At 72.3% G+C, this 22,117-nt stretch carries 21 protein-coding genes; 12 read left to right on the forward strand and 9 right to left on the reverse strand.

The window, feature by feature from the left end; genetic code table 11:
* Positions 1-13: 13 nt before the first annotated feature.
* Positions 14-3,301: an ATP-dependent helicase gene (locus tag AWB89_RS13655; protein ID WP_276074593.1), complete on the reverse strand. Its 3,288-nt coding sequence runs from the start codon at positions 3,299-3,301 to the stop codon at positions 14-16.
* Positions 3,268-6,402, reverse strand: a complete 3,135-nt coding sequence (locus AWB89_RS13660) for an ATP-dependent helicase (RefSeq protein WP_085174271.1) — start codon at positions 6,400-6,402, stop codon at positions 3,268-3,270. The genes AWB89_RS13655 and AWB89_RS13660 overlap by 34 nt, the downstream gene beginning before the upstream one ends.
* A gap of 87 nt (positions 6,403-6,489) precedes the next feature.
* Here AWB89_RS13660 and AWB89_RS13665 point away from each other — a divergent pair, with 87 nt between their 5' ends.
* The 3 genes from AWB89_RS13665 to AWB89_RS13675 are packed head-to-tail and all read left to right on the forward strand — an operon-like array spanning position 6,490 to position 7,792.
* Positions 6,490-6,699: a hypothetical protein gene (locus AWB89_RS13665; RefSeq protein ID WP_085174273.1), complete on the forward strand. Its 210-nt coding sequence runs from the start codon at positions 6,490-6,492 to the stop codon at positions 6,697-6,699.
* Positions 6,696-7,481, forward strand: coding sequence for an alpha/beta fold hydrolase (locus AWB89_RS13670; protein WP_085174275.1), 786 nt, complete (start codon positions 6,696-6,698; stop codon positions 7,479-7,481). Before AWB89_RS13665 ends, AWB89_RS13670 begins: the two co-directional genes overlap by 4 nt.
* A gap of 2 nt (positions 7,482-7,483) precedes the next feature.
* Complete coding sequence (locus tag AWB89_RS13675; protein WP_085103850.1) at positions 7,484-7,792, forward strand: MGMT family protein; 309 nt, start codon at positions 7,484-7,486, stop codon at positions 7,790-7,792.
* On the opposite strand, the gene AWB89_RS13680 is transcribed toward AWB89_RS13675, so the two are convergent.
* From AWB89_RS13680 to AWB89_RS13690, 3 genes are all read right to left on the reverse strand, one after another.
* On the reverse strand, positions 7,789-8,643 hold the full coding sequence (locus AWB89_RS13680) for a TIGR02569 family protein (protein WP_085174278.1): 855 nt from the start codon (positions 8,641-8,643) through the stop codon (positions 7,789-7,791). The two genes, AWB89_RS13675 and AWB89_RS13680, sit on opposite strands and share 4 nt — an antisense overlap.
* 92 nt (positions 8,644-8,735) lie before the next feature.
* Positions 8,736-9,923: an adenylyltransferase/sulfurtransferase MoeZ gene (moeZ, locus tag AWB89_RS13685; protein WP_372515303.1), complete on the reverse strand. Its 1,188-nt coding sequence runs from the start codon at positions 9,921-9,923 to the stop codon at positions 8,736-8,738.
* Between the two features lie 164 nt (positions 9,924-10,087).
* Positions 10,088-11,113, reverse strand: coding sequence for a DUF3152 domain-containing protein (locus tag AWB89_RS13690; protein WP_085174280.1), 1,026 nt, complete (start codon positions 11,111-11,113; stop codon positions 10,088-10,090).
* 197 nt (positions 11,114-11,310) lie between these two features.
* Between AWB89_RS13690 and AWB89_RS13695 the strand changes: the two genes are divergently transcribed.
* Positions 11,311-11,991: an HTH-type transcriptional activator FasR gene (locus AWB89_RS13695; protein ID WP_085174282.1), complete on the forward strand. Its 681-nt coding sequence runs from the start codon at positions 11,311-11,313 to the stop codon at positions 11,989-11,991.
* On the opposite strand, the gene AWB89_RS13700 is transcribed toward AWB89_RS13695, so the two are convergent.
* Positions 11,978-12,250 (reverse strand): DUF3107 domain-containing protein, encoded by a 273-nt coding sequence (locus AWB89_RS13700; protein WP_085174284.1) that lies wholly within the window; start codon positions 12,248-12,250, stop codon positions 11,978-11,980. The genes AWB89_RS13695 and AWB89_RS13700 overlap by 14 nt on opposite strands.
* Positions 12,251-12,459: 209 nt before the next feature.
* Between AWB89_RS13700 and AWB89_RS13705 the strand changes: the two genes are divergently transcribed.
* Positions 12,460-13,167, forward strand: coding sequence for an MmpS family transport accessory protein (locus AWB89_RS13705; RefSeq protein WP_085174286.1), 708 nt, complete (start codon positions 12,460-12,462; stop codon positions 13,165-13,167).
* Positions 13,168-13,170: 3 nt separating this feature from the next.
* Here the strand turns inward: AWB89_RS13705 and AWB89_RS13710 are convergent, their stop codons facing one another.
* A complete protein-coding gene (locus AWB89_RS13710; RefSeq protein ID WP_085174288.1) occupies positions 13,171-13,878 on the reverse strand; it encodes a ferritin-like fold-containing protein in 708 nt (235 codons plus the stop codon).
* Positions 13,879-14,131: 253 nt separating this feature from the next.
* Here AWB89_RS13710 and AWB89_RS13715 point away from each other — a divergent pair, with 253 nt between their 5' ends.
* Positions 14,132-15,658, forward strand: coding sequence for a DEAD/DEAH box helicase (locus AWB89_RS13715; RefSeq protein ID WP_085174290.1), 1,527 nt, complete (start codon positions 14,132-14,134; stop codon positions 15,656-15,658).
* 15 nt (positions 15,659-15,673) lie between these two features.
* Positions 15,674-16,888 carry an Rv3212 family protein gene (locus tag AWB89_RS13720; protein WP_085174292.1) on the forward strand — a complete coding sequence of 405 codons (1,215 nt, stop codon included), beginning with the start codon at positions 15,674-15,676 and terminating at the stop codon, positions 16,886-16,888.
* A 134-nt stretch (positions 16,889-17,022) separates the two neighbouring features.
* On the opposite strand, the gene AWB89_RS13725 is transcribed toward AWB89_RS13720, so the two are convergent.
* Positions 17,023-17,823, reverse strand: a complete 801-nt coding sequence (locus AWB89_RS13725; protein WP_085095936.1) for a ParA family protein — start codon at positions 17,821-17,823, stop codon at positions 17,023-17,025.
* A 99-nt stretch (positions 17,824-17,922) separates the two neighbouring features.
* Here AWB89_RS13725 and AWB89_RS13730 point away from each other — a divergent pair, with 99 nt between their 5' ends.
* Genes AWB89_RS13730 through AWB89_RS13740 form a run of 3 tightly spaced genes read left to right on the forward strand, consistent with a single transcriptional unit; the run spans position 17,923 to position 20,110 of the window.
* Positions 17,923-18,534, forward strand: a complete 612-nt coding sequence (locus tag AWB89_RS13730; RefSeq protein WP_085174294.1) for an acid phosphatase — start codon at positions 17,923-17,925, stop codon at positions 18,532-18,534.
* Positions 18,531-19,631, forward strand: coding sequence for an isochorismate synthase (locus tag AWB89_RS13735; protein ID WP_085174296.1), 1,101 nt, complete (start codon positions 18,531-18,533; stop codon positions 19,629-19,631). The genes AWB89_RS13730 and AWB89_RS13735 overlap by 4 nt, the downstream gene beginning before the upstream one ends.
* Positions 19,628-20,110 (forward strand): GNAT family N-acetyltransferase, encoded by a 483-nt coding sequence (locus AWB89_RS13740; protein ID WP_085174298.1) that lies wholly within the window; start codon positions 19,628-19,630, stop codon positions 20,108-20,110. Before AWB89_RS13735 ends, AWB89_RS13740 begins: the two co-directional genes overlap by 4 nt.
* Here the strand turns inward: AWB89_RS13740 and AWB89_RS13745 are convergent.
* Positions 20,062-20,496, reverse strand: a complete 435-nt coding sequence (locus tag AWB89_RS13745; protein WP_085174300.1) for a hypothetical protein — start codon at positions 20,494-20,496, stop codon at positions 20,062-20,064. The two genes, AWB89_RS13740 and AWB89_RS13745, sit on opposite strands and share 49 nt — an antisense overlap.
* A 69-nt stretch (positions 20,497-20,565) precedes the next feature.
* Here AWB89_RS13745 and AWB89_RS13750 point away from each other — a divergent pair, with 69 nt between their 5' ends.
* Positions 20,566-21,531, forward strand: a complete 966-nt coding sequence (locus AWB89_RS13750; RefSeq protein ID WP_085174302.1) for a diacylglycerol/lipid kinase family protein — start codon at positions 20,566-20,568, stop codon at positions 21,529-21,531.
* Between the two features lie 269 nt (positions 21,532-21,800).
* Entirely contained in the window at positions 21,801-22,055 is a 255-nt protein-coding gene (gene whiB1 / locus AWB89_RS13755; RefSeq protein WP_066962223.1) for a transcriptional regulator WhiB1, read from the forward strand.
* Positions 22,056-22,117: the final 62 nt, after the last annotated feature.

Here is a 22,117-nt window from a genome sequence, read left to right on the forward strand (position 1 = left end):
CCAGCGGCCCACCTCACACCGCCACGGCGGCCCCGCCGCCGGGCTCGGTGAGCAACGCGGCAAGTTCGGCGGGTTCGGGCAGCTCATCGGGCGTGACCGTGGCGCCGGTGCGCACGTAATAGAAGGCGGTGCGCACCGCGGAGGCCGGAACTCCGGACAGCGCGGCCCACGCCAGCCGGTAGACGGCGAGCTGGACGGCGGCCTGACGCAACGCTTCCGCCCCGCGCGGCGGCTCGCCGGTCTTCCAGTCCACGACGGTGGCGCCGCCGTCGGGGTCGGCGAAGACGGCGTCGATGCGCCCGCGCACGACGGTGTCGCCGATCGGCATGTCGAACGGCACCTCGACGGCCACCGGCGTGCGGGCCGCCCACCGCGACTCGGCGAACGTCGCCTGCAACGCGGCCAATTCCTCGCTGTCGCCGGCGTCGGAGTCCGCCGCGCCGGGCAGGTCGCCGAGGTCGAACAGCGAGTCGGCCCCGTAGAACCGCTGCACCCAGGCGTGGAAGGCGGTGCCGAGCGAGGCATGCGGGTCCGGGCGGGTGGGCAGCCGGTGCACCAGCCGCTGCGCCGCGGCCGCCGGGTCGCGCGCCAGGTCGACCAGCCCGCTGACCGACACCTGGCTGGGCAGCGCGGGGATGGGCCGGCGCTCCGAGCGCGCCCGCTCGGCCAGCAACGCGTCGACGTCGGCGGCCCAGCCCTCGGCGTCGGCGCCCGCCTCCCCGAGGTCGGCGGACATGGCCCGGGCCACCAGCGCGGCGCCGGCCTCGACATCGCCGCGGCGGGAGTCCAACGGGTCGGCGGGCCACATCGCCTCGACGACGTTGTCGCGCATGGGGTTTCGCTCGCCGTCGGCGGGTGTGGGCGCCCACTCGTCAACGACGCCGCACGCGTCCCCGCCGGCGGCCGAGCCGTCGATGACGTCCTTGAGCTCGCAAAGGAATTCCGACGGCCCCCGGGGTTTGACGCCGGTGGACCCCCACTGGTGGCCCGAGACCAGCAGGGTGTCCTCGGCGCGGGTGATGGCCACGTACAGCAGCCGGCGTTCCTCGTCGACGCGCCGCTGCTCGAGCTGGCGTCGATGCTCGAAGATCTTGTCGGACAGCTGCTTTCGATTGGTGACGTCGGAGGTGTCGAGCACCGGGATGCCCAGCGAGCCCGCCGCGGCGCGATCGCCGCGCAGCAGCGGCGGCAACTCGGCGGCGTCGGTGAGCCAGGTGCTGCGCGACGCGGTCGAGGGGAAGATGCCGCCCGACAGGTGCGCGACCGCGACCACCTGCCATTCCAGGCCCTTCGCCGAGTGCACGGTGAGGACCTGCACCCGGTCGCGCGCGACGGTCGGCGGCGCGGCGGGCGGCAGGCCGTTCTCGACGTCCTCGGCGACGTCCAGGTAGGCCAGCAGGCCGGCCACCGACGCGTCGGCCGTCCGTTCGGCGTACGCGGCCACGACGTCGGCGAACGCGTCGAGGTGTTCGGCCCCGGTCCACGGCTGCGCCGCCGCGGCCGCGCGGACCTCGCAGTCGACGCCCAGCACGCGGCGCACCTCGGCGACCAGGTCGGGCAGGCAGTGGCCGAGGTGGGCGCGCAGAGCGGCGAGTTCGGCGGCCAGCGCGGTGACGCGCCGATATCCCGCCGCCGAGTAGGCGGCCGCGGGGCCGGGGTCGCTGATCGCCTCGGCCAGGCACGCGCCGTCGGAGTCGGGCCCGGCCGCCCGCGCGATCGCCTCGGGCGACGGCGTCGCGCCCGCGCGCCCTCCGGCCAGCGTCAGCGCCCGCTGCCACAGCGCGGCGAGGTCCCGCCCGCCGAGGCGCCAGCGCGGGCCCGTCAGCACCCGCATCGCCGCCGCGCCGGCCATCGGGTCGGCCACCACCCGCAGCATGGCCACCACGTCGGCGATCTCCGGGACGGCCAGCAGGCCCGCCAACCCCACCACCTCGACCGGGATTCCGCGCGCCCGCAGCGCGTCGGCGATGGGCGCGGCGTCGGCGTTGCGGCGCACCAGCACCGCGGCGGTCGGCGGGCTGACGCCGTCGGCATGCGCCCGCCCGTAGCGCGCCTGCAGCTGGTCGGCGATCCACTCGCGCTCGGCGGCCACGTCGGCCAGCAGCGCGCAGCGCACGGTGCCGGGCGGCGCGTCCGGCCGGGAACGCAACGCGTGCACCGCAACCGAGCGCCGCCGTGCCTCCGCCGAGACGGCGTTGGCCACCCGCAGGGTGGACGGAGGGTTGCGCCAGCTGGTCCGCAGCTCCAAAACCGGCGCGGGCGTGCCGTCGGCGCGGGGGAAGTCGGTGGTGAACCGCGGCAGGTTGGTCGCCGAGGCGCCGCGCCAGCCGTAGATCGACTGGATCGGGTCCCCGACGGCCGTCAGCGCCAGCCCGTCGTCGACCCCGCCGCCGAACAGCGCCGACAGCGCGATGCGCTGGGCGTGCCCGGTGTCCTGATACTCGTCGAGCAGCACCACCCGGAAGCGGCTCCGCAGCTCCTCCCCGACCTGTGGGAAGGCCACCGCCAGCTGCGCGGCCGAGGCCATCTGCATGCCGAAGTCCATCGCCTTGACCGCGCGCATGCGCTCGTGCAGCGCATCCAGCAGCGGCACCAGCTCGGTGCGCTCGGTCTGGGCGGCCAGCAGCCGCAGCAGCCATTGGCTGGGTCCGCGGTCGCGCTGGTAGGGGCCCGCGGGCAGGGCGTGGATCAGCCGCTCCAGTTCGAGGTGGGTGTCGCGCAGCTGGCCGGTGTCCACCAGGTGCTCGGCCAGTTGGCCCCACAGCCGCAGCACCATCGAGGTGACCGCGGCTGGGGTCTTGTCGGTGCGCAGCTCGCCGCGGTAGCCGTTGACCACGTCGAAGGCGAGCTGCCACAGCTCGGTTTCGCCCAGCAGCCGGGTGTCCGGCTCGACGGGCAACAGCAGGCCGTGGTCGCGCAGCAGCGAACCGGCGAAGGCGTGGTAGGTGCTGACCACCGGGGCGCCCTCCGCCTCGGCGGCCGCGCCAAGACCGATGCCGGCCAGCCGGGCCAGCCGGGAGCGCACCCGGCGCAGCAGCTGGCCGGCCGCCTTGCGGGTGAACGTCAAACCCAGCACCTGGCCGGGTTCGGCGTAGCCGTTGGCGACGAGCCACACCACCCGCGCGGCCATCGTCTCGGTCTTGCCGGCGCCGGCGCCGGCGATGACGACCAGCGGCCCCGGCGGCGCGGAGATGACGGCGGCCTGCTCGTCGGTCGGCGGGAAAAGCCCAAGCGCGCAGGCCAATTCGTCGGGGGTGTAGCGCGGGCTCACAGCGCCGGCCCCCCGGTGTGGGCGGGACAGGACGGGCGGACCGGGCAGTGCGCGCAGCCGTCGTTGCGCCGCGCGACGAACTGCGGCCCGGCCGTCGCGTCGGCGGCCAGCCGAACGAGGTCGCGCCATTCGTCGCGGGCGGCCGTCGTCAGCGGATCCTGTTCGCGCACGGTGGCCCCCGCGGCCCCCGCCTTGCCGACGTACACCAGCCGGGCGCCGCCGGGCTCGTCGCCGCCCGCCAACATGCCCTCGGCCACCGCCAGCTGATACAGCGCCAGCTGCGCGTGCTGTTGGGCGTCGTCCTTGCTCACCGGCGTCTTGCCGGTCTTGATGTCGACGATGACGAGCCGGCCGGCCGCGTCGCGTTCCAGCCGGTCGACCCGCCCGCGCACCCGGATCTCGCCGCCGTCGTCGCGCGGGGCGCGCAGCGTCCCGTCGACCTCGACCTCGACGCCGACCTCGGTGAGTTCGCCCCGGGTCTGGGCGCGCCACTCGAGGAATGCCTGGACCATGGCCCGGTGGCGGGCCAGCTCGTTGGCCGAATGCCACTGCGCGTCGAAGGGCAGATGCTCCCAGGCCCGGTCCAGCTCGGCCAGCAACTCGGACTCCGTTCTGCCCTGTTCGGCGATCAGCGCGTGCAGCACCGAGCCGAGGGTGGAGCGCAGATCCCGCGCGTTGGTGCCGCCGTGGCGTTCGGCCAGCCAGCGCAGCGGGCAGTCGTTGAGCGCCTGCAGGGTCGACGGCGTCAGCGTGACGGGATCGGCGCCGGCCCGCAGCGGTTCGCCGCTGCTGACGGGCAGCAGGCCGTGCCAGCCGGCCGGGTCGGCGCCGGGGATCCCCGCCCTGGCCAGCCGGGCCAATTGCCTTGCGGCGCAACGGCGGTCGGCGTCCCCGACGGCGCCGTCCGGCGCGCACACGACGCCCCGCAGCCGGCCCACGAGCGCGGCGGTGGACAACACCCGCGGTGCGCAGACCGGTTGTGCCACCAGCGGATCGCCGTCAGCGTCGGCCCCCTGCGCAATCTCGGAAAAGAACGCCGACGGCAGCGCGGCCTCGCCGTCGGCCCCGCCCGTGTCGGCGTCGACGGCCGTCACCAGCACCCGCCGCCTGGCCCGGCCCAGCGCCGCCACCAGCAGCCGGCGCTCCTCGGCCAGCAGCGGAGCGCGCACCGAGGCCTCCCCGCCGACGCCGTCGAGCACGTCGAGCAGCCGCTGGGTGTTCAGCACGCCCCCCCGCGGAACGGTGTTGGGCCACAACCCCTCCTGCAGGCCGGCGATGACCACGAAGTCCCATTCGTGGCCCAGTGCGGCGTGCGCGCTGAGCACCCGCACCTGCTCGACCTGCGACGCCGGCTCGGCGCCGGCGCCGGGCAGCTGCAGCGCCGCGACGTGCTCGATGAGCCCGCGCAGCGACGCGCCGGGCGTGCGCGACACATAGTGATCGGTGATCTCGAACAGGGCCGTCACCGCGTCCAGGTCCCTGATGGCCTGGGCGCCGGCGGGGCCGCCGCGCTCGCCGGCGGACAGCCAGCGGCGCTGCAGACCGGACCGGTGCCAGGCGGCCCACAGGGTGTAGCGCGGGTCTTGCCCGTCGCGATCGCAGCGCGCGGCCGCCTCCAGCACGGCGCGCACGCGGCGCAGCGCGCGCGACTGCGGTCCGGGGCATGGCGCGTCGGACTGCAGGGCCTCGACGAGCAGGCCGGGGAAATCGCCCGGTGCGCGATCGGGATTGGCGCGCTGCAGGGTTCGGCGCAGCTGGCGCAGCGAGACCGGATCGACGCGGCCGATGGGACCGGTCAGCAGCGCCAGGGCCCGTTCGCCGTCCAGCCCGTCGGCGACGGCGGCCAGCACGGTGAGCAGCGCCCGGACCGCGGGCTCGGCGGACAGCGGCCCGCTCGCCGGGGGCGCGGCCACCGGGACGCCGGCGGCGGCCAGCGCGCGCGGCAGCCGCGCGCCGGCCCGTGGCACCGACCGGACGATCACGGCCATCTGAGACCACGGCACCCCGTCGACCAGGTGGGCGCGCCGCAACGCGTCGGCGATCATGGCCGCCTCCGCGTGCGCCGAGCCGGCCAGGCGCGCCGTGACGGATCCGTCCTCGGGCCCCGTGCCGTCGATGCGCCGGCCGGCGCTGCCGCCGGGCAGCCGGCCCGCGATGCCGCTGACGGCGCGCGCCACGGCCGGCGCGCAGCGATGCGACACCGTCAGCGTCACCCACGGCGAATCGTCTGCGAGCAAACCGGACGCCTCGCCGCCGCGGAAGCCGAACACCGCCTGGTTCGGGTCACCGGCGACCAGGGTCGCCTCCGTGCCCGCGGCCACCGCACGGACCAGGGCGGCCGCCTGCGGGTCGAGCTGCTGCGCGTCGTCGACCAGCAGGAGCCGGATGCGGGCGCGTTCGGCCGCCAGCAATTCCGGATCGACCGCGAAGGCCTCCAGCGCGGCGCCCACCAGCTCGGCCGCACCCAGCGCCGGGGTGGTCGCCTGCGGCGCCGCCGTCCCGACCGCCGCCCGCAGCAACATCACCTGCTCGCATTGCCGCGCGAACTGGCCGGCGGCGACCCATTCCGGACGCCGGCACCGCCGGCCCAGCCGCTCCAATTCCTGCGGGTCGACGCCGCGTTCGGCACAGCGCGCCAACAGGTTTCGCAGCTCGGTGGCGAAACCGGCGGTGGCCAGCGCGGGCCGCAGCTGGGCCGGCCACGCGCTGGCCGCGCGCGGACCGTCGGCGAGGTCACCGGCCAGCAGTTCGCGGATGATCGCGTCCTGTTCGGCGCTGGTGACCAGCCGCGGGGGCGCGTCACCCGCACGCTCGGCGGCCCGCCGCAACACCGCGTAGGCGTAGCCGTGCACGGTCCGCACCAGCGGCTCGCGCACGGCGGCCCGGCAGGGGCCGCTGGTCCGCGACCCCAGCAGCGCCGTCGTCAACGCGCTGCGGGCGCGCACCCCGATCCGGCCGGAACCGGTCAGCAGCAGAACCGATTCCGGCTCCATGCCCGTGCCGATCCGGGCGACCGCGGCGTCGACCAGCAGGCTGCTCTTGCCGGTGCCCGGTCCGCCCAGGACACGCATCCGCCCGCGCAGCCCGGGCGCGAGAACGGCACCGGCTTCGTCGTCCCAGGTGAATGACATGGCTGCATGCAATCACGAGGGTCTGACAACATCTGGATACTGGACTGAAGGGAAACCGAAACGCCCCCTAGGCAAGGAGGGAATTGGATGGGCTCCGATTTTCGCGGCCCCGACGACTTAGTGCCCGAAGCGGACGCGGCGGAACAGCGCCAGGCTCTCGACCCCGAGGACGAGGATGCCGGCCTGGACACCGCCTACCTGGGCGCCGCCGCCGATCGCGAGGCCAACGAGGCCGACGTGATCGAGCAGGCCTTCATCGTCCCCACCGACGACGAATGGGACGACACCGCCGGGTGAGCGCCGACCTGCACGTGCACCGCTACGGCCCGGGCGGCCCCGTGCGGATGCTCGCCGTTCACGGGCTGACAGGTTACGGGGGCCGCTGGCGGCACCTGGCCGGCTGCCTGCCCGAGATCGCCATCGCCGCACCGGATTTGCTCGGCCACGGCAGGTCGTCGTGGGCGGCGCCGTGGACGATCGACGCGAACGTCGCGGCGCTGGCCCGGCTGCTCGACGACGAGGCCGACGCACCGGTGCTGGTGGTCGGCCACTCGTTCGGCGGCGGCCTGGCGCTGCACCTGGCCGCGGCCCGCCCGGACCGGGTGGCGGCGCTGCTGCTGCTCGATCCGGCGGTCGGCCTGGACGGCGGCTGGATGGCCCAGATCGCCGAGGCGATGTTGTCCTCCCCCGACTACCCCGACCCCGAGGAAGCCCGCCTGGAAAAGGCGACCGGCTCCTGGGCGGACGTCGACCCGGCGCTGCTGGCGTCCGAGATCGACGAGCATCTGATCGAGCTGCCCAACGGGCGCTACGGCTGGCGGGTCAGCCTGCCGGCGATGATGTCGTACTGGAGCGAGCTGGCCCGCGACGTCGTGCTGCCGCCGGCCGGGACGGCCACGATCCTGGTGCGCGCCAAGCAGACCTCGCCGCCATACGTGAGCGATCGACTGATCGAGGCGCTGCAGCAACGGCTCGGCCCCGATTTCGAGCTGCTGGATTTCGACTGCAACCACATGGTCCCCCACGCCAAGCCCACCGAAACCGCCGAGCTGATCCGCGGGCTGCTGGAAGGCCGCTGACCGTGGCGCCGGTGACCGACGAGCAGGTCGAGCGGGTGCGTTCGCTGGTCGCGGCCATACCGTCCGGCCGGGTCGCCACCTACGGCGACATCGCTTCCGTCGCAGGGCTTTCCAGCCCGCGCATCGTCGGGTGGATCATGCGGACCGACTCCTCGGACCTGCCCTGGCACCGGGTGATCACCGCGTCCGGGCGCCCCGCGCGCCACCTGACGTCCCGGCAGCTGGAATTGCTGCGCGCCGAAGGGGTGCTGGCCGTCGACGGCCGGATCGCGCTGGACGAAGTGCGCTACGAGTTTCCGGCCGGCCGCTAAAGCACCAGCCGGACCAGGGCCGCCGTGCGGGCCAGGCCGGGAAACGCCTCGGCGGTCGAGCGCGGGTGCAGCGCGTGGACCGCAAGGCGAAACATCAACGCCCGCAACAGCATCTGGGGCCATTCCGGCAGCGCGTTCCACCGTTCGATGAGCCCGTCGTCGGCCTCGCCCCAGGACAGGGCGTCGACGACGACGACGCCCGCGGCCCACGACGCCGGCCGCCAGTAGGGCGTGATGTCGGTGATCCCCGGCGCCGCGGTGCCGATGAAAAGCACTGTGCCGTAAAGGTCCCCGTGCACCAGCTGGTTGGGGCTCTTGGTCGGCCTGCGCAGGGTGGCGAGCTGATTGATCAGCTCGACGGATCGCTCGGCGTCCGCGGAAGGCGGCGCGGTGCGCGCGCCCGGCGGCACCGACGCCAGCGGCCGCTCCTCCCAGGCGGCGCGGTCGGCGGCGATGAAGACGTCGACGTCCGACCAGGGCGCGGTGGGCCCCTGGGTCAGGAATCGGGGGCGCTCCAATTTGCCGGTCGCCTCGTGCAGGCGGACCGCCGCCGAGACGACTTCGTCATGCCTGGGCTCCGGTGTGCCGGCGACGAACGTGTCGGCCCGCCATCCGGACACCACGTACCGCCCGTCGGTGGAGCGGACCGGCCGGGCCAGCCGGACGCCGTCGACGAACAACGTCTCCCGCACCCGGGCCGACCAGGCCGCGCGGGCGTGGTCGGCCACGATCGACAGCACGACCTCGCCGCATCGCCAGCCGCCCTCCCAGCTGGCGCCCAACGGGACGGGCTTCACGCCGGTCAAACCAAACGCCGCCAGCACATGCTCCGGCGGTGGCTCGACTGTCACGGGGGTCAGCCTATAAGAGCTGACCCGCGGCGATCGCGAGCGCGGCAAAGCCGGGCGCGGCGGGTCGCCGCCAGACAGGCACAGCTGTTGGGTTAGTACATGACCATGTCGGGCTGCATCTGCTGCGCCCACGCCACGATGCCGCCCTGCAAATGGACGGCGTCGGAGAAACCGGCCTTCTTCAAAGCGGCCAGCGCCTCCGCCGAGCGCACGCCGGTCTTGCAGTAGAGCACCGCCCTGCGGTCGTGGGGCAGCTGCGCCAGCCCCGCGCCGGAGCTGAGCACCGACAGCGGGATCAGCTGGGCGCCTTCGATGTGGTTGATGTCCCACTCGACCTGCTCTCGCACGTCGATCAGGGCGAGCTTTTTGCCCGAATCCAGCCACTCGCGCAGCTCCTGCGGGGTGATGGTGGAATCGGCGGCGGCGGCAGCGCCTTCCGCGGACACCACGCCGCAGAAGTCGTCGTAATCGATCAGCCCGGTGATCGGCGGCGTGGCCGGGTCCTTGCGGATCTCGATGGTGCGGTAGCTCATGTGCAGGGCGTCGTAGATCATCAGCCGGCCCAGCAGCGATTCCCCGATCCCGGTGATCAGCTTGATCGCCTCGGTGCACATCACCGACCCGACGGAGGCGCAGATGATGCCCAGCACCCCGCCCTCGGCGCAGGACGGCGCCGTGCCGGGCGGCGGCGGCTCGGGGTAGAGGTCGCGGTAGTTCAGGCCCCGCCCGCCGGGGGCGTGCTCCCAGAACACCGACACCTGGCCCTCGAATCGGTAGATCGAGCCCCACACGTAGGGCTTGCCGGCCAGCGCGGCGGCGTCGTTGACCAGATAGCGGGTGGCGAAGTTGTCGGTGCCGTCGACGATCAGGTCGTACTGGCCGAACAGCTCGACGGCGTTGTCCGGCGCCAGCCGGAACTCGTGCAGTCGCACGTCGACCAGGGGGTTGATGGCCGCGATCGAGTCGCGCGCGGACCGGGCCTTGGGCCGCCCGACGTCGGCGGTGCCGTGGATGACCTGGCGCTGCAGGTTGGACTCGTCGACCACGTCGAAGTCGACGATGCCGAGGGTGCCGACGCCGGCCGCGGCCAGGTACAGCAGCGTCGGCGCGCCGAGACCGCCGGCGCCGATCACCAGCACCCGGGCGTTTTTCAGCCGCTTCTGGCCGTCGAGACCCAGGTCGGGAATGATCAGGTGGCGGCTGTAGCGGGCCACCTCATCGCGACTCAGCTCGGCCGCGGGCTCGACCAGCGGCGGCAGTGGCGTCTGCGATGTCGACACCGAACATCTCCTCGATAACTTCAGCTCTATCCATCACAACAGTTGCCCGAAGCAACGGCAAACGACCGGCTTCCCGCGGTGCGGCGCCGAGACTGCGTACAGATCGCGATTGACGCGCTGCCCGACGCGCTGGGCGCAGTCTCGGCGGATCCAATCGCGCCGAGTCAGGCGATCGGGTACGGCCAGGGGTTGAATCGGCAGGTCTTGCCGTCGGCCTTGACGACGTCGGGGTCGAACTTGGCGGCGTCGTCGTTCGACGTGGAGAACGTCTGCTGCATCATCACCGGAGCCAGGCCGCCCTGCTGCTCGCACGGCTCGTGCCGGACGTATCCGATGGCGTGGCCGACCTCGTGGTTGATCACGTACTGCCGATACGAGCCGACGTCGCCCTCGAACGGCACGGCCCCGCGCACCCAGCGCGCCTCGTTGATGAACACCCGCGCCTCCCGGTTGGGCCCGTAAACCGGGTTGTAGCAGGACGTCTCCAGGCGGAATTCGTAGCCGCACCCGCCGCGCACCGTGACCGGCGACACGAGCGAGATGCGGAAGTCGGGCTTGCCGTTATCGATGCGCACGAAGGCGAATTGCGGGTTGTGCGTCCAGCCCTTGGGGTTGCCCAGCGTCTGGTCGACCATCTGCGCGAAGGCCTCGTCGCCGCCGAACATCGTGGCGTCGATGCCGTTTTCGACCTCGACGGTGTACCGGAACACCTTGGCCGTGCCCTGGCCGATCTGCGGCGTCCCGCCCGGCACGACGTGCCAGGTCTTGTCGCCCGCCTCGGTGAACGGGCCGCCGTCGGGCAGCGTCCCGGCGGGCAGGTTCGCGTCGAATGCGGCCAGCCCGCGCGGCGGTGCGTCGATGATCGACGTGCCCACGGCGCCGATGTCCGGGGTGCCCTGAATGGATTGCGTCGCTGTCGGTTTCGGCGCGCTGGTGCCGGTGACGGTCTGATAGATCACCAACCCGGTGAGCACCACCAGCGCGGGCAACGCGTACGCACGCCAGCCGTAGGTGGAGACGAAGCGCCCCAGCCACGTCTGCTTGCGCCACTGGCGCGGGCGGTCGCGGTCGGCCCGGGTCCGTCCGGCGTCCCGGGCGATCGGATCGCGCAGGGCCCGCAGCGGTTCGCGCCACTCGTCGCGCAGCACCGGGGCTCGACCGGTGCCGCGCACTGGCCGCTGGGACGTCATTTCCCCAGGATTGCACAGCCTGCACCGCGACCCCTCTTGGCGCGCCCGAATCCGTCCCACGACACCGCTTCTGCCAGCGGCGACGGCCGCGATGGCAATCACAAAGGCGTTACGGGTAGTAATGTCGTTGCGACTAGCCGCGTGCGGCTGGCCCCGGCGGGCCGGCGGTCAGTTGCCAACGATCAGATGAGGACTCGATGAGCGATCTCGCCAAGGCGGCACGGCGCGCCGTGCAGCCGGCCGACCGTCGGCCGGGAGACGGCGCGCTGCCCGCCAACCGGCGCGGCAACCGGCTGCCGCGCGACGAGCGCCGTGGGCAATTGCTGATCGTGGCCAGCGACGTCTTCGTCAACCGCGGCTACCACGCCGCCGGCATGGACGAGATCGCCGACCGCGCGGGGGTCAGCAAACCCGTTTTGTACCAACACTTTTCAAGCAAGCTGGAGCTATACCTGGCGGTGCTCGCGCGGCACGTCGAAAACCTGGTCTCGGGCGTGCAACTGGCCCTGCGCACCACCACCGACAACCGGCGGCGGCTGCACGCGGCGGTGCAGGCGTTCTTCGACTTCATCGAGCACGACAGCCAGGGTTACCGGCTCATCTTCGAGAACGACTACGTCACCGAGCCCGAGGTGGCGGCGCAGGTGCGGGTGGCCACCGAATCGTGCATCGACGCCGTGTTCGACCTCATCAGCGCCGATTCCGGCCTGGATCCGCACCGCGCCCGCATGATCGCGGTCGGCCTGGTGGGCATCAGCGTCGACTGCGCCAGGTACTGGCTGGACTCGGACCGCCCCATCTCGAAGGCGGACGCCGTCGACGGCACCGTCCAGTTCGCCTGGGGCGGGCTGTCCCACGTGCCCCTTACTCGCCCTTAGCGGTCTTACTGGCGTGCTTGGCGGCCGATTCGGCCCCGATCCCGAACCCCACCCGGCGGGCGTCGGCGACCCCGATTTCGACGTAGGCGATCTTCGCGCTCTGAACCAGGAAGCGGCGGCCCCGCTCGTCGTTCAGCCTGAGCAGACCCGAGTCGTCGCGCAGCGCGGCCGCGACGAGCTCTTCGACCTCGGATTGCGTCTGCGTACTGGACAGGACCAGCTCGCGTGGACTGTCCGTGATACCGATCTTGACCTCCACGGTGGCCCCTTCCCGTTGGCGTTGAAGTTCGCAGACGCGTCAGCAGCAGGCTAATGGACGCCCCCGCGCGCCATGTCCCCCCGGGGCCCGGTTCGCGGTAAGCGAAACGCGGCAGCCAGAAGATAACGATTCCCTCCCAGCTCGGTCACCGCGCCGCGCACCGCCCCGGCCCGCCAAATCACATCGGTAACATCGGCACCATCAGACACATGGTCACCGATCGTCTCGGCCCGGTCTCCGACCGCATCGAGGACTACCCCGACGACGACTACGACGGAGCCGACACCGACGTGCTGGACGGCTACGGCGATCTCGCCTGGCCGACCGACACCCGCTGGCGCCCGGCCGCCGCGATCCTCGGCGCCGTGGTGGCCGTCGGCGCCATCGCCACCGCCGTCATCATCAACAGCGGGGACAGCGCGTCCACCAAGGCGACCGTCGGGCCGCCCGTCCCGCCGCCGCTGACCTCCGCGGCCCCCACACCCAAAACCACCGCGCCGCCCAGCGCGTCGCCGACCCCGCTGCCGCCCGAGACGGTGACCACCGTGACGCCGCCGCCGCCCAGCGCGTCACCCAGCCCGGTGCCGTCGCAGACGCCCACCGCGGCGCCCGTGCCGCCGGGCACCCCGCCCCCGGTCGCGCTGAACCCGCGCACCGTCGTCTACAGCGTGACGGGGTCCAAACAGCTGCTGGACCTGGTCAACGTCGTCTACACCGATGCCCGGGGCTACCCGCACTCCGAGTTCAACGTGTCGCTGCCCTGGTCGAAGGTGATCGTCCTCAACCCGGGCGTGACGACGGTGTCGGTGGTCGCGACCAGCTTCTACGGCCAGCTCAACTGCTCGGTCGTCAATGCCGCCGGCCAACCGGTGGCGCTGTCGGCCAACAACGGCCCCGTGGCGACCTGCGCCCGCTAGGCGTCAGCTCAGGCCGAGTTCGCGCATCCGCCGGTCGTGCGTCTGCTGCAGGCGGTCGAAGAACGCGGTGAGCTGGCCAAGGCCCCCGGGGCCGGACACCACCAGGTCGACCAGCTCGTCGTGCTCGGCCAGCACGTACTGCGCCTGGGTGATCGCCTCGCCGAACAGGCGACGGGACCACAGCGCCAGCCGGCTGCGCTGCTTGCCGCTGGCGGTCACCGCGGCGCGCACCTCGGCGACCACGAACTGCGAGTGCCCGGTCTCCGACAGCGCCTCGCGCACCACGTCGGCGACCTCGTCGGGCAGCCCGTCGGCGATCTCGAGGTACAGGTCGGCGGCCAGCGCGTCACCCACGTAGGTCTTCACCAGCGCTTCCAGCCACGTGCTCGGCATCGTCAGCCGGTGGTAGTTCTCCAGCGCCGAGACGTACTTCGACATCGCCGCCACCACGTCCACGCCGCGGCTTTCCAGCGCGTCGCGCAGCAGCTCGTAGTGCTGCATCTCGGCGGCGGCCATGCTGGCCATCGAGATCCGTCCGCGCAGATCGGGCGCCATCCGCGCCTCGTCGGTGAGCCGGTAGAAGGCGGCGACCTCGCCGTAGGCCAACACGGCGAACAACTCGTTGACGCCCGGGTGATCTGCCGACAGCCGAGAAGCGGGCGGATCGTCCACCTGATCGGCGTGCGAGGGCCCGGAGAGGGGCGGGGTCATGGCAACACTGTAGTCGGCGGGATTAGGACGAAATGGGTGCCGGCTTTCGACCAGCTATCATGGACACAGGTATTGGCTGAATTCTTCAATCTCCAATCGCCAGTACCGGCGAAATGTGCGTGCACAGCTGGCCCAGACCGTTCCAGGGCCGCGACTCGGCGACGTATTCGGAGTCAGAACTCGTGCGCGCGTGACCGCGACAGAGAAACACCGACAGCACCGATACCGTCACCGAAAGGCTTGTCCCCCCCGTATGACCGCACTTAACAGCACAACTGAACTGACTTTTGCCAACCTCGGCGTCCGCGACGAAATCGTCCGCGCACTGGCCGAAAAGGGGATCGAACGCCCCTTTGCCATCCAAGAACTGACCCTGCCCATGGCGCTGGCCGGCGACGACGTGATCGGCCAGGCCCGCACCGGCATGGGCAAGACCCTGGCCTTCGGCGTGCCGCTGCTGCAGCGCATCACCGACGGCGCCGCGCACCGGCCGCTCAACGGCGCCCCGCGGGCGCTGGTGGTGGTGCCCACCCGCGAGCTGTGCCTGCAGGTGACCGAGGACCTGGCGGCGGCCGCCAAGTACCTGACCGCCGAGGACGGCCGGGCCCTGTCGGTGGTCTCCATCTACGGCGGACGGGCCTACGAGCCGCAGATCGACGCGCTGCGCGCCGGCGCCGACGTCGTGGTCGGCACCCCCGGCCGGCTGCTCGACCTGTGCCAGCAGGGCCACCTGCAGCTGGGCGGGCTGTCGGCGCTGGTGCTCGACGAGGCCGACGAGATGCTCGACCTGGGCTTTTTGCCCGACATCGAGCGGATCCTGCGCCAGATCCCCGCAGAGCGGCAGTCGATGCTGTTCTCGGCGACCATGCCGGACCCGATCATCACGCTGGCCCGCACCTTCATGAACCAGCCCACCCACATCCGTGCGGAGGCGCCGCACTCGGCCGCCACGCACGACACCACGGAGCAGTTCGTCTACCGCGCGCACGCCCTGGACAAGGTCGAGCTGGTGAGCCGCGTGCTGCAGGCCGAGGGCCGCGGCGCGACGATGATCTTCACCCGCACCAAGCGCACCGCGCAGAAGGTCGCCGACGAACTGGCCGAGCGGGGCTTCAAGGTGGGAGCCGTGCACGGCGACCTGGGTCAGATCGCTCGCGAGAAGGCGCTGAAGGCCTTCCGCACCGGCGACATCGACGTGCTGGTCGCGACCGACGTCGCCGCCCGCGGCATCGACATCGACGACGTCACCCACGTGATCAACTACCAGATCCCCGAGGACGAGCAGGCCTACGTGCACCGCATCGGCCGCACCGGCCGGGCCGGCAAGACCGGCGTCGCGGTCACCCTGGTGGACTGGGACGAGCTGCCCCGCTGGACGATGATCGACAAGGCCCTGAGCCTGCAAAGCCCCGACCCGGCCGAGACCTACTCGAGCTCGCCGCACCTGTACTCCGAGCTGGGCATCCCCGCCGAAGCCGGCGGCACGATCGGCGAGCCGCGCAAGTCGCAGGGCAAGCGCCGGGACACCGACCGCAGGGGTTCGACCGAAGGCCCGGCCGAACGCCGCGGCGACGAGAAGCCCGCCCGCGCCCGCAACCGGCCGCCACGGCGGCGCACCCGCGGCGGCCAGCCCGCCACCGGGCACCCGGCAAGCACCAACGGTGACACGCCGTCCGAGACGACCTCCGGTGCGCCCACGGCCAACGCCGGGACCCCCCGGCGCCGCCGCCGTCGCCGCAAGCCGGCCTCGCAACCGACCACAGCCACCGCCACGAACTGAGCCACGCGCCGCCGCATGGTCAAACCGGAACGCCGGACCAAGGGCGACGCCCTGGCCGCCGCGGCGATCGCCATCGTCATCGCCCTGGCGGCTGCGCTGATCTGGTGGACCAGCGACGCCCGGGCCACGGTCAGCCGCCCCGCCCTGATTCCGGTGCCCGCCCCGACCCCCGCCCGGGACGTCCCCGCCGCGCTGAAGCAACTGTGGACCGCACGAAGCTCCGGCACCACCGCGCCCGTGGTGGTCAGCGGGGCCGTCGTGACGGGGGACGGCCGCCGCGTCGACGGGCGTGACCCCGGCACCGGCCAGTCGCGCTGGAGTTACGCGCGCGACAGCGCGCTGTGCGGCGTGTCGTGGGTGTACCACTACGCCGTCGCCGTCTTCAAGGACGACCGCGGCTGCGGGCAGGTCAGCACCGTCGACGGGTCCACGGGCCGGCGGGGGGCCGCCCGCAGCGGCTACGCCGATCCCAGCGTGCGCCTGTCCTCCGACGGCACGACGGTGTTGTCGACGGGCGACACGCGGCTCGAGCTGTGGCGCTCCGACATGGTCCGGATGCTGGCCTACGGCGAGACCGACGCCCGGGTGAAACCGTCGGCGCGGGGGCTGCACTCCGGGTGCCGGCTGATCTCGGCGGCAGCCAGCTCGTCGGCGGTTTCGGTGCTGGAGAGCTGCGCGCAGCAGGCCGACCTGCGGCTGGTCCTGTTGCGCCCCGGCAAGGAAGACGACGAACCGCAGCAACACGTCGTCGCCGAACCCGGGATCGCGGCCGGTTCGGGGGCCCGGGTGCTCGCCGTGTGGGAGAACACCACCGCGGTGTACCTGCCGTCGCCGCAGCCCCGGGTCGAGGTGGTCGACGACACCGGCACCACCGTGGCGAGCACGCTGCTGCCCCGGCCGCCGTCAAGCTCGGCGGCGGTGTCGCAGACGGGCAACCTGGTGACCTGGTGGACCGGCGACTCCCTGATGGTCTTCGACGCGACCAACATGACCCTGCGCTACACGATCGCCAAGGGCGAGACCGCCGCGCCGCTGGGGCCGGGCGCGATGATGGCCGGCCGGCTGCTGGTGCCGGTCACCGGCGCCATCGGCGTCTACGACCCGCTCACCGGCGCGAACGAGCGCTACATCCCGGTGGACCGGGCGCCCGGCGATGCCGCCGTGGTCCCGACCGTTTCGGGATCGCGGGTATTCGAGCAGCGCGGCGACACCGTGGTGGCGCTGGGCTGACGCACGCGCCCGGTTGTGTGCGCTCAGGGCGTTGCGTGTGCGCTCAGGGCGTTGCGTGTGCGCTCAGGGCGGCGACACGCCGAGGGACAGCGCCGTCAGCGCACACGCAAAGGCCGTCAGCGCACACTCGCGAGTTAGACCTCGACGGCGAAGGTCGGCAACGGCTTGCCGGTCTTCCAGTGCTTGAGCAGCGCCTTCGCCAGCTCGCCATAGGCCACGGCGCCCTTGTTCTTGCGCCCGGCCATCACCGACGAGCCCGAGGCGCTGGCCTCGGCGAAGCGCACCGTGCGCGGGATCGGCGGGGCCAACACCGGCATTTCGTAGCGGTCGGCGACGTCGAGCAACACGTCGCGGGTGTGGGTGGTGCGGGCGTCGTACAGCGTCGGCAGCGCACCCAGCAGCCGCAGCTGCGGGTTGGTGATCTGCTGGACGTCGGCGACCGTGCGCAGGAACTGGCCGACGCCGCGGTGCGCCAGCGTCTCGCACTGCAGCGGCACGATGACCTCGTCGGCGGCGGTCAGCCCGTTGAGGGTGAGCACGCCCAGCGACGGCGGGCAGTCGATGACGACCACGTCGAACTGGTCGGCCAGCTTGGCCAGCGCGCGCTTCAGGGCGTATTCGCGGCCGGCGCGCATCAGCAGCATCGCCTCGGCCCCCGCGAGGTCAATGTTGGCCGGCAGCAGCGTCATTCCCTCCATCGTGGCGACCAGCGCGGCGTTGGGCTCGACCTCACCGAGCAGGACCTCGTGCACCGACACCGGCAGCTTGTCGGGGTCCTGGCCGAGCGAGAAGGTCAAACACCCCTGCGGGTCCAGGTCGACGAGCAGCACCCGCAGGCCCTCGTCCGCCATCGCCGCCCCCAGCGAGGCAACCGTCGTCGTCTTGGCTACGCCGCCCTTCTGATTGGCCACCGCCAGTACCCGGGTCTTACTCACAAGCGCCCGCCCCTCCTTGTTGCCGCGGTCACAGTGCCCATCCTGGCATGTTCGAACGCCGAGCGCTTCGGCCACGCCCGTCCGGCAGAATCGGTCGGCATGGGCATCTACAACCACCGGCTGGTCCTGCTGCGCCACGGCGAGACGCCGTGGTCCAAGTCCGGCCAGCACACGGGTCGGACGGACCTCGAGCTCACCGATCACGGCCGGGTCCAGGCCGAGCTCGCCGGCCGCGTCCTACGGGAACTGAACCTCGTCGACCCGCTGGTGATCAGCAGCCCCCGGATCCGGGCCCTGACCACCGCCAAGCTGGCCGGGCTGGCCATCGACGAGGTGTCCCCCCTGCTCGCCGAGTGGGATTACGGCTCCTACGAGGGGCTGACCACCCCGCAGATCCGCGAAACGGACCCCGACTGGCTGGTGTGGACCCACGGCTGCCCCGGCGGCGAGAGCGTGCAACAGGTCAGCGACCGCGCGGATGCGGCCGTCGAATTCGCGTTGGGGCACATGGGCTCGCGCGACGTCGTTTTCGTCGGCCACAGCCATTTTTCGCGCTCGGTGATCACCCGCTGGGTCGAGTTGCCGCTCGTCGAGGGCAGCCGCTTCTGGATGCTGGCCGGCTCGATCGCGGTGTGCGGGTTCGAGCACGGCGTGCGCCAGCTCGCCGCGCTCGGACTGACGGGCAACCCGCAGGCGATCGCGCCCGGGTGAGCGCCATCCAGCCGCCGTTCGCGCTGTGCGGGCCGAGCGGGACCCTGGTCGCCGACGGCGTGCGCGCGGGCTATCACGACATCGGCGCGGCCCAGGCCGCGCTGCGCTCGGGTGCGGCACCAATAGTGTTGGGCGCGTTGCCTTTCGACGTCGGCGGGCCCACGGCCTTGATGGTGCCGGACGCCGTGCGGTCCCTCGCCGGCCCACCCGACTGGCCCACGGGTCCGCTGCCGCCGGTGCGCGTCGCCGCCGCGCTGCCGCCGCCGGCCGACTACCGCGACCGGATCGCCCGCGCGCGAGACGAACTCGCCGCGCCGGGCAACCCGCTGCACAAGGTGGTGCTGGCGCGCGCATTGCGGCTGGTCGCCGACGCGCCCCTGGACGCCCGGGTGATCCTGCGCCGGCTCATCGCGGCCGACCCGGCCGCCTACGGCTACCTCGTCGACCTCACCGCCGCCGGCGACGGCTACGCGGGCGTGACACTGGTGGGCGCCAGCCCCGAGCTCCTGGTCGCGCGCACCGGCGATCGCGTCGTGTGCCAACCGTTCGCCGGTTCGGCCCCGCGCGCCGCCGACCCCGAAACCGATGCCGCCAACGGCGCCAGACTGGCAGCGTCGGCCAAGGACCGCCACGAGCATCGGCTGGTGATCGACGCGATGCGCGCCGCGCTGGAACCCCTGTGCGACGAGCTGGTGATCGCCCCCGAACCGCAACTGAGCCGCACCGCGGCGGTCTGGCACCTGTGCACGCCGATCAGCGGCCGGCTGCGCGAGGCATCAACCACCGCAATCGATTTGGCCTTGGCGCTACACCCCACGCCGGCGGTCGGCGGCGTCCCGACCAAGGCCGCCACCGAGCTCATCGCCGAGCTGGAGGGCGACCGCGGTTTCTACGCCGGCGCGGTGGGCTGGTGCGACGCCCGCGGCAACGGGCACTGGGTGGTGTCGATCCGGTGCGCGCAGCTGTCGGCGGACGGCCGCACCACCCTGGCGCGCGCCGGCGGGGGGATCGTCGCCGAATCCGATCCCGACGCCGAAGTCGCGGAAACCACAACGAAATTCGCGACCATCCTGAACGCGCTGGAAGTCGGGCAATGACGGAAAACATCCGGCGCGCCACACCGGCGGACGCCGCCGCTATTACCGGCATGATTCACGCGCTTGCGGAATTCGAGCGCGCCGCGGAGCAATGCACGGTCACCGAAACACAAATTTCCGCAGCGCTTTTCGGTAATTCACCGACCGTGCACGGCCACGTCGCCGAAGTCGACGGCGAGATCGCCGCCGTGGCGCTGTGGTTCCCCAACTTCTCCACCTGGGACGGTGTCGCGGGCATCTACCTCGAAGACCTGTTCGTGCGGCCCGAGTTTCGCCGCCGCGGCCTGGCCCGCGCGCTGCTGGCGGCGCTCGCCAAACAATGCCTCGACAACGGCTACACGCGGTTGTCGTGGGCGGTGCTGAACTGGAACGCCGACGCGATCGCGCTGTACGACGGCGTCGGCGCCGCGCCGCAGCGCGAGTGGACCACCTATCGGCTGTCCGGCCCGCGGCTGGCCGAGCTGGCCGAACCGCCCTGATCCCGGCCGGCGGCCCAGTGCACCGCCGCCGGGCTGAACAGCAGGACCAACACCGTGGCCGCCAGGACGCCCAGCGGGATGCCGAAGGCCGGCCGGTGCGACCCGACCGCGAGATACCAGGCCACCGGTGCCAGCAGCAGCTGGGTGAACACCGCCAGCCCACGGCCCCACCGCTTGCCGATCACCAGCGCGCGCCCGGCCGCGAGCACCACGCCGCCGACCAGGACGAACCACAGCGCCGTGCCGAGCCCGTTGACCACGCGCTGGTCGGCGCCGGCGATGCCCCGGACCACCAGCACCGCGGCGACGACCAGGGCCGCCGCGCCCTGCAGCGCGACGAGGAGCCCGGCGCCGCGCACGACCGACGGGGCGGGGGCGGGATTCACAGCGTCAGCGTAGCCAGGCGCGCTTGCCCCAAAGCGGGGCCTTAACCGCCCCGCATAAGCTCGTGCATCATGCGCGCCGTGCTGATCGTGAACCCAACAGCCACTTCCACCACTCCAGCCGGTCGCGACCTGCTCGCCCACGCGCTCAAAAGCCGCCTGCAGCTCAACGTGGAGCACACCACCCACCGCGGGCACGGGGCCGAACTCGCCGCGCGGGCGGTAGAGGACGGGATCGACCTGGTCGTCGTGCACGGCGGCGACGGCACGGTCAGCGGCGTGGTCAACGGGATGCTGGGCCGCCCCGGGGCAACGCCGGCGCGCGAAGTGCCCGCGCTCGCGGTGGTCCCCGGCGGCTCGGCGAACGTGCTGGCGCGGTCGCTCGGCATTTCGCCGGATCCCGTCGCCGCCACCAACCAGCTCATCCAGCTGATCGACGACTACCGCCGCCACCCGACCTGGCGCCGCATCAGCCTGATCGACTGCGGCGAGCGGTGGGCCGTGATCAACGCCGGGATGGGCGTCGACGCCGAGGTGGTCGCCGCGGTGGAAGCCCAGCGCAACAAAGGGATCAAGGTCAACGCGTTGCGGTATTGGCGCGTGGCGATCCCGGTGACGGTGGCCTTCAGGCGCCGCGAGCCCACCCTGACGGTCGAACTGGCCGGCCGCGATCCGGTCCCCGGCGTGCACTTCGCCTGGGTCTCCAACACCAGCCCGTGGACCTACAGCAACAGCCGGCCGCTGGTGACCAACCCGGACTGCAGCTTCGAATCGGGCCTGGGTGTGTTCGCGCTCACCGAGATGAAGGTGATGCCCACCCTGCGGCTGGTCAGCCAACTCCTCGGCAAGGGGCCCAAAGGCAGCCCCAAACAGCTCATCCGCGACGACGACGCCGCCTGCGTGCGCGTGAGCGCCACCGGGCAGCCGGTCGCCAGCCAGTTCGACGGCGACTACCTCGGCCTGCGCGAATCGATGACGTTCAGGTCCGTTCCCGACGCGTTGCCGGTCGTCGCGCCCCCCGGCAAAAAATACCGCTGACCTGGGCAAACGAAACCGCCCGGAAAATCGTTCGCGAGAAGCGGCCCGTCAGTGTAGTACAACGGTGTAAGGGCCTGACTAAGAAATCATTGAAGTGAGATAGCCCACGAGCTTACTCACACTATTGACATCTGTTGAGCCTGTGAAACGATCGAAAGGTTGCATGCAGAAATTTATGTAGGGGTGCGGACCCTTTTCTTGTGCACGCGTTAACAGCGAAGAAAATTGGCCGTGCGCCTTGCTGCGCACTCAGTGAGGAGTAACTACTTATGGATTGGCGCCACAAGGCGGTCTGTCGCGACGAGGACCCGGAGCTGTTCTTCCCGGTTGGGAACAGCGGCCCCGCGCTCGCGCAGATCGCTGACGCGAAACTGGTTTGCAATCGGTGCTCGGTGACCACGGAATGCCTTTCCTGGGCGCTGAACACCGGCCAGGACTCGGGCGTCTGGGGGGGCATGAGCGAAGACGAGCGGCGCGCTCTCAAGCGTCGCAACGCCCGGACGAAGGCCCGCAGCGGAGTCTGACCCCAGATCGCTAACAGTGCGGCCCCGACGATCGTCGGGGCCGCACTGTTGCGTACGGGCGC

It is taken from the genome of Mycobacterium paraense (assembly GCF_002101815.1).
GTDB lineage: Bacteria > Actinomycetota > Actinomycetes > Mycobacteriales > Mycobacteriaceae > Mycobacterium > Mycobacterium paraense.

Bases quoted from the DNA above. Each gene is read 5' to 3' on its own strand.
- AWB89_RS13660 (WP_085174271.1), bottom strand. From the start codon at position 6,402: ATGTCATTCACCTGGGACGACGAAGCCGGTGCCGTTCTCGCGCCCGGG.
- AWB89_RS13665 (WP_085174273.1), top strand. From the start codon at position 6,490: ATGGGCTCCGATTTTCGCGGCCCCGACGACTTAGTGCCCGAAGCGGAC.
- AWB89_RS13690 (WP_085174280.1), bottom strand. From the start codon at position 11,113: ATGACGTCCCAGCGGCCAGTGCGCGGCACCGGTCGAGCCCCGGTGCTG.
- AWB89_RS13695 (WP_085174282.1), top strand. From the start codon at position 11,311: ATGAGCGATCTCGCCAAGGCGGCACGGCGCGCCGTGCAGCCGGCCGAC.
- AWB89_RS13705 (WP_085174286.1), top strand. From the start codon at position 12,460: ATGGTCACCGATCGTCTCGGCCCGGTCTCCGACCGCATCGAGGACTAC.
- AWB89_RS13710 (WP_085174288.1), bottom strand. From the start codon at position 13,878: ATGACCCCGCCCCTCTCCGGGCCCTCGCACGCCGATCAGGTGGACGAT.
- AWB89_RS13715 (WP_085174290.1), top strand. From the start codon at position 14,132: ATGACCGCACTTAACAGCACAACTGAACTGACTTTTGCCAACCTCGGC.
- AWB89_RS13720 (WP_085174292.1), top strand. From the start codon at position 15,674: ATGGTCAAACCGGAACGCCGGACCAAGGGCGACGCCCTGGCCGCCGCG.
- AWB89_RS13730 (WP_085174294.1), top strand. From the start codon at position 17,923: ATGGGCATCTACAACCACCGGCTGGTCCTGCTGCGCCACGGCGAGACG.
- AWB89_RS13740 (WP_085174298.1), top strand. From the start codon at position 19,628: ATGACGGAAAACATCCGGCGCGCCACACCGGCGGACGCCGCCGCTATT.
- AWB89_RS13750 (WP_085174302.1), top strand. From the start codon at position 20,566: ATGCGCGCCGTGCTGATCGTGAACCCAACAGCCACTTCCACCACTCCA.
- whiB1 (WP_066962223.1), top strand. From the start codon at position 21,801: ATGGATTGGCGCCACAAGGCGGTCTGTCGCGACGAGGACCCGGAGCTG.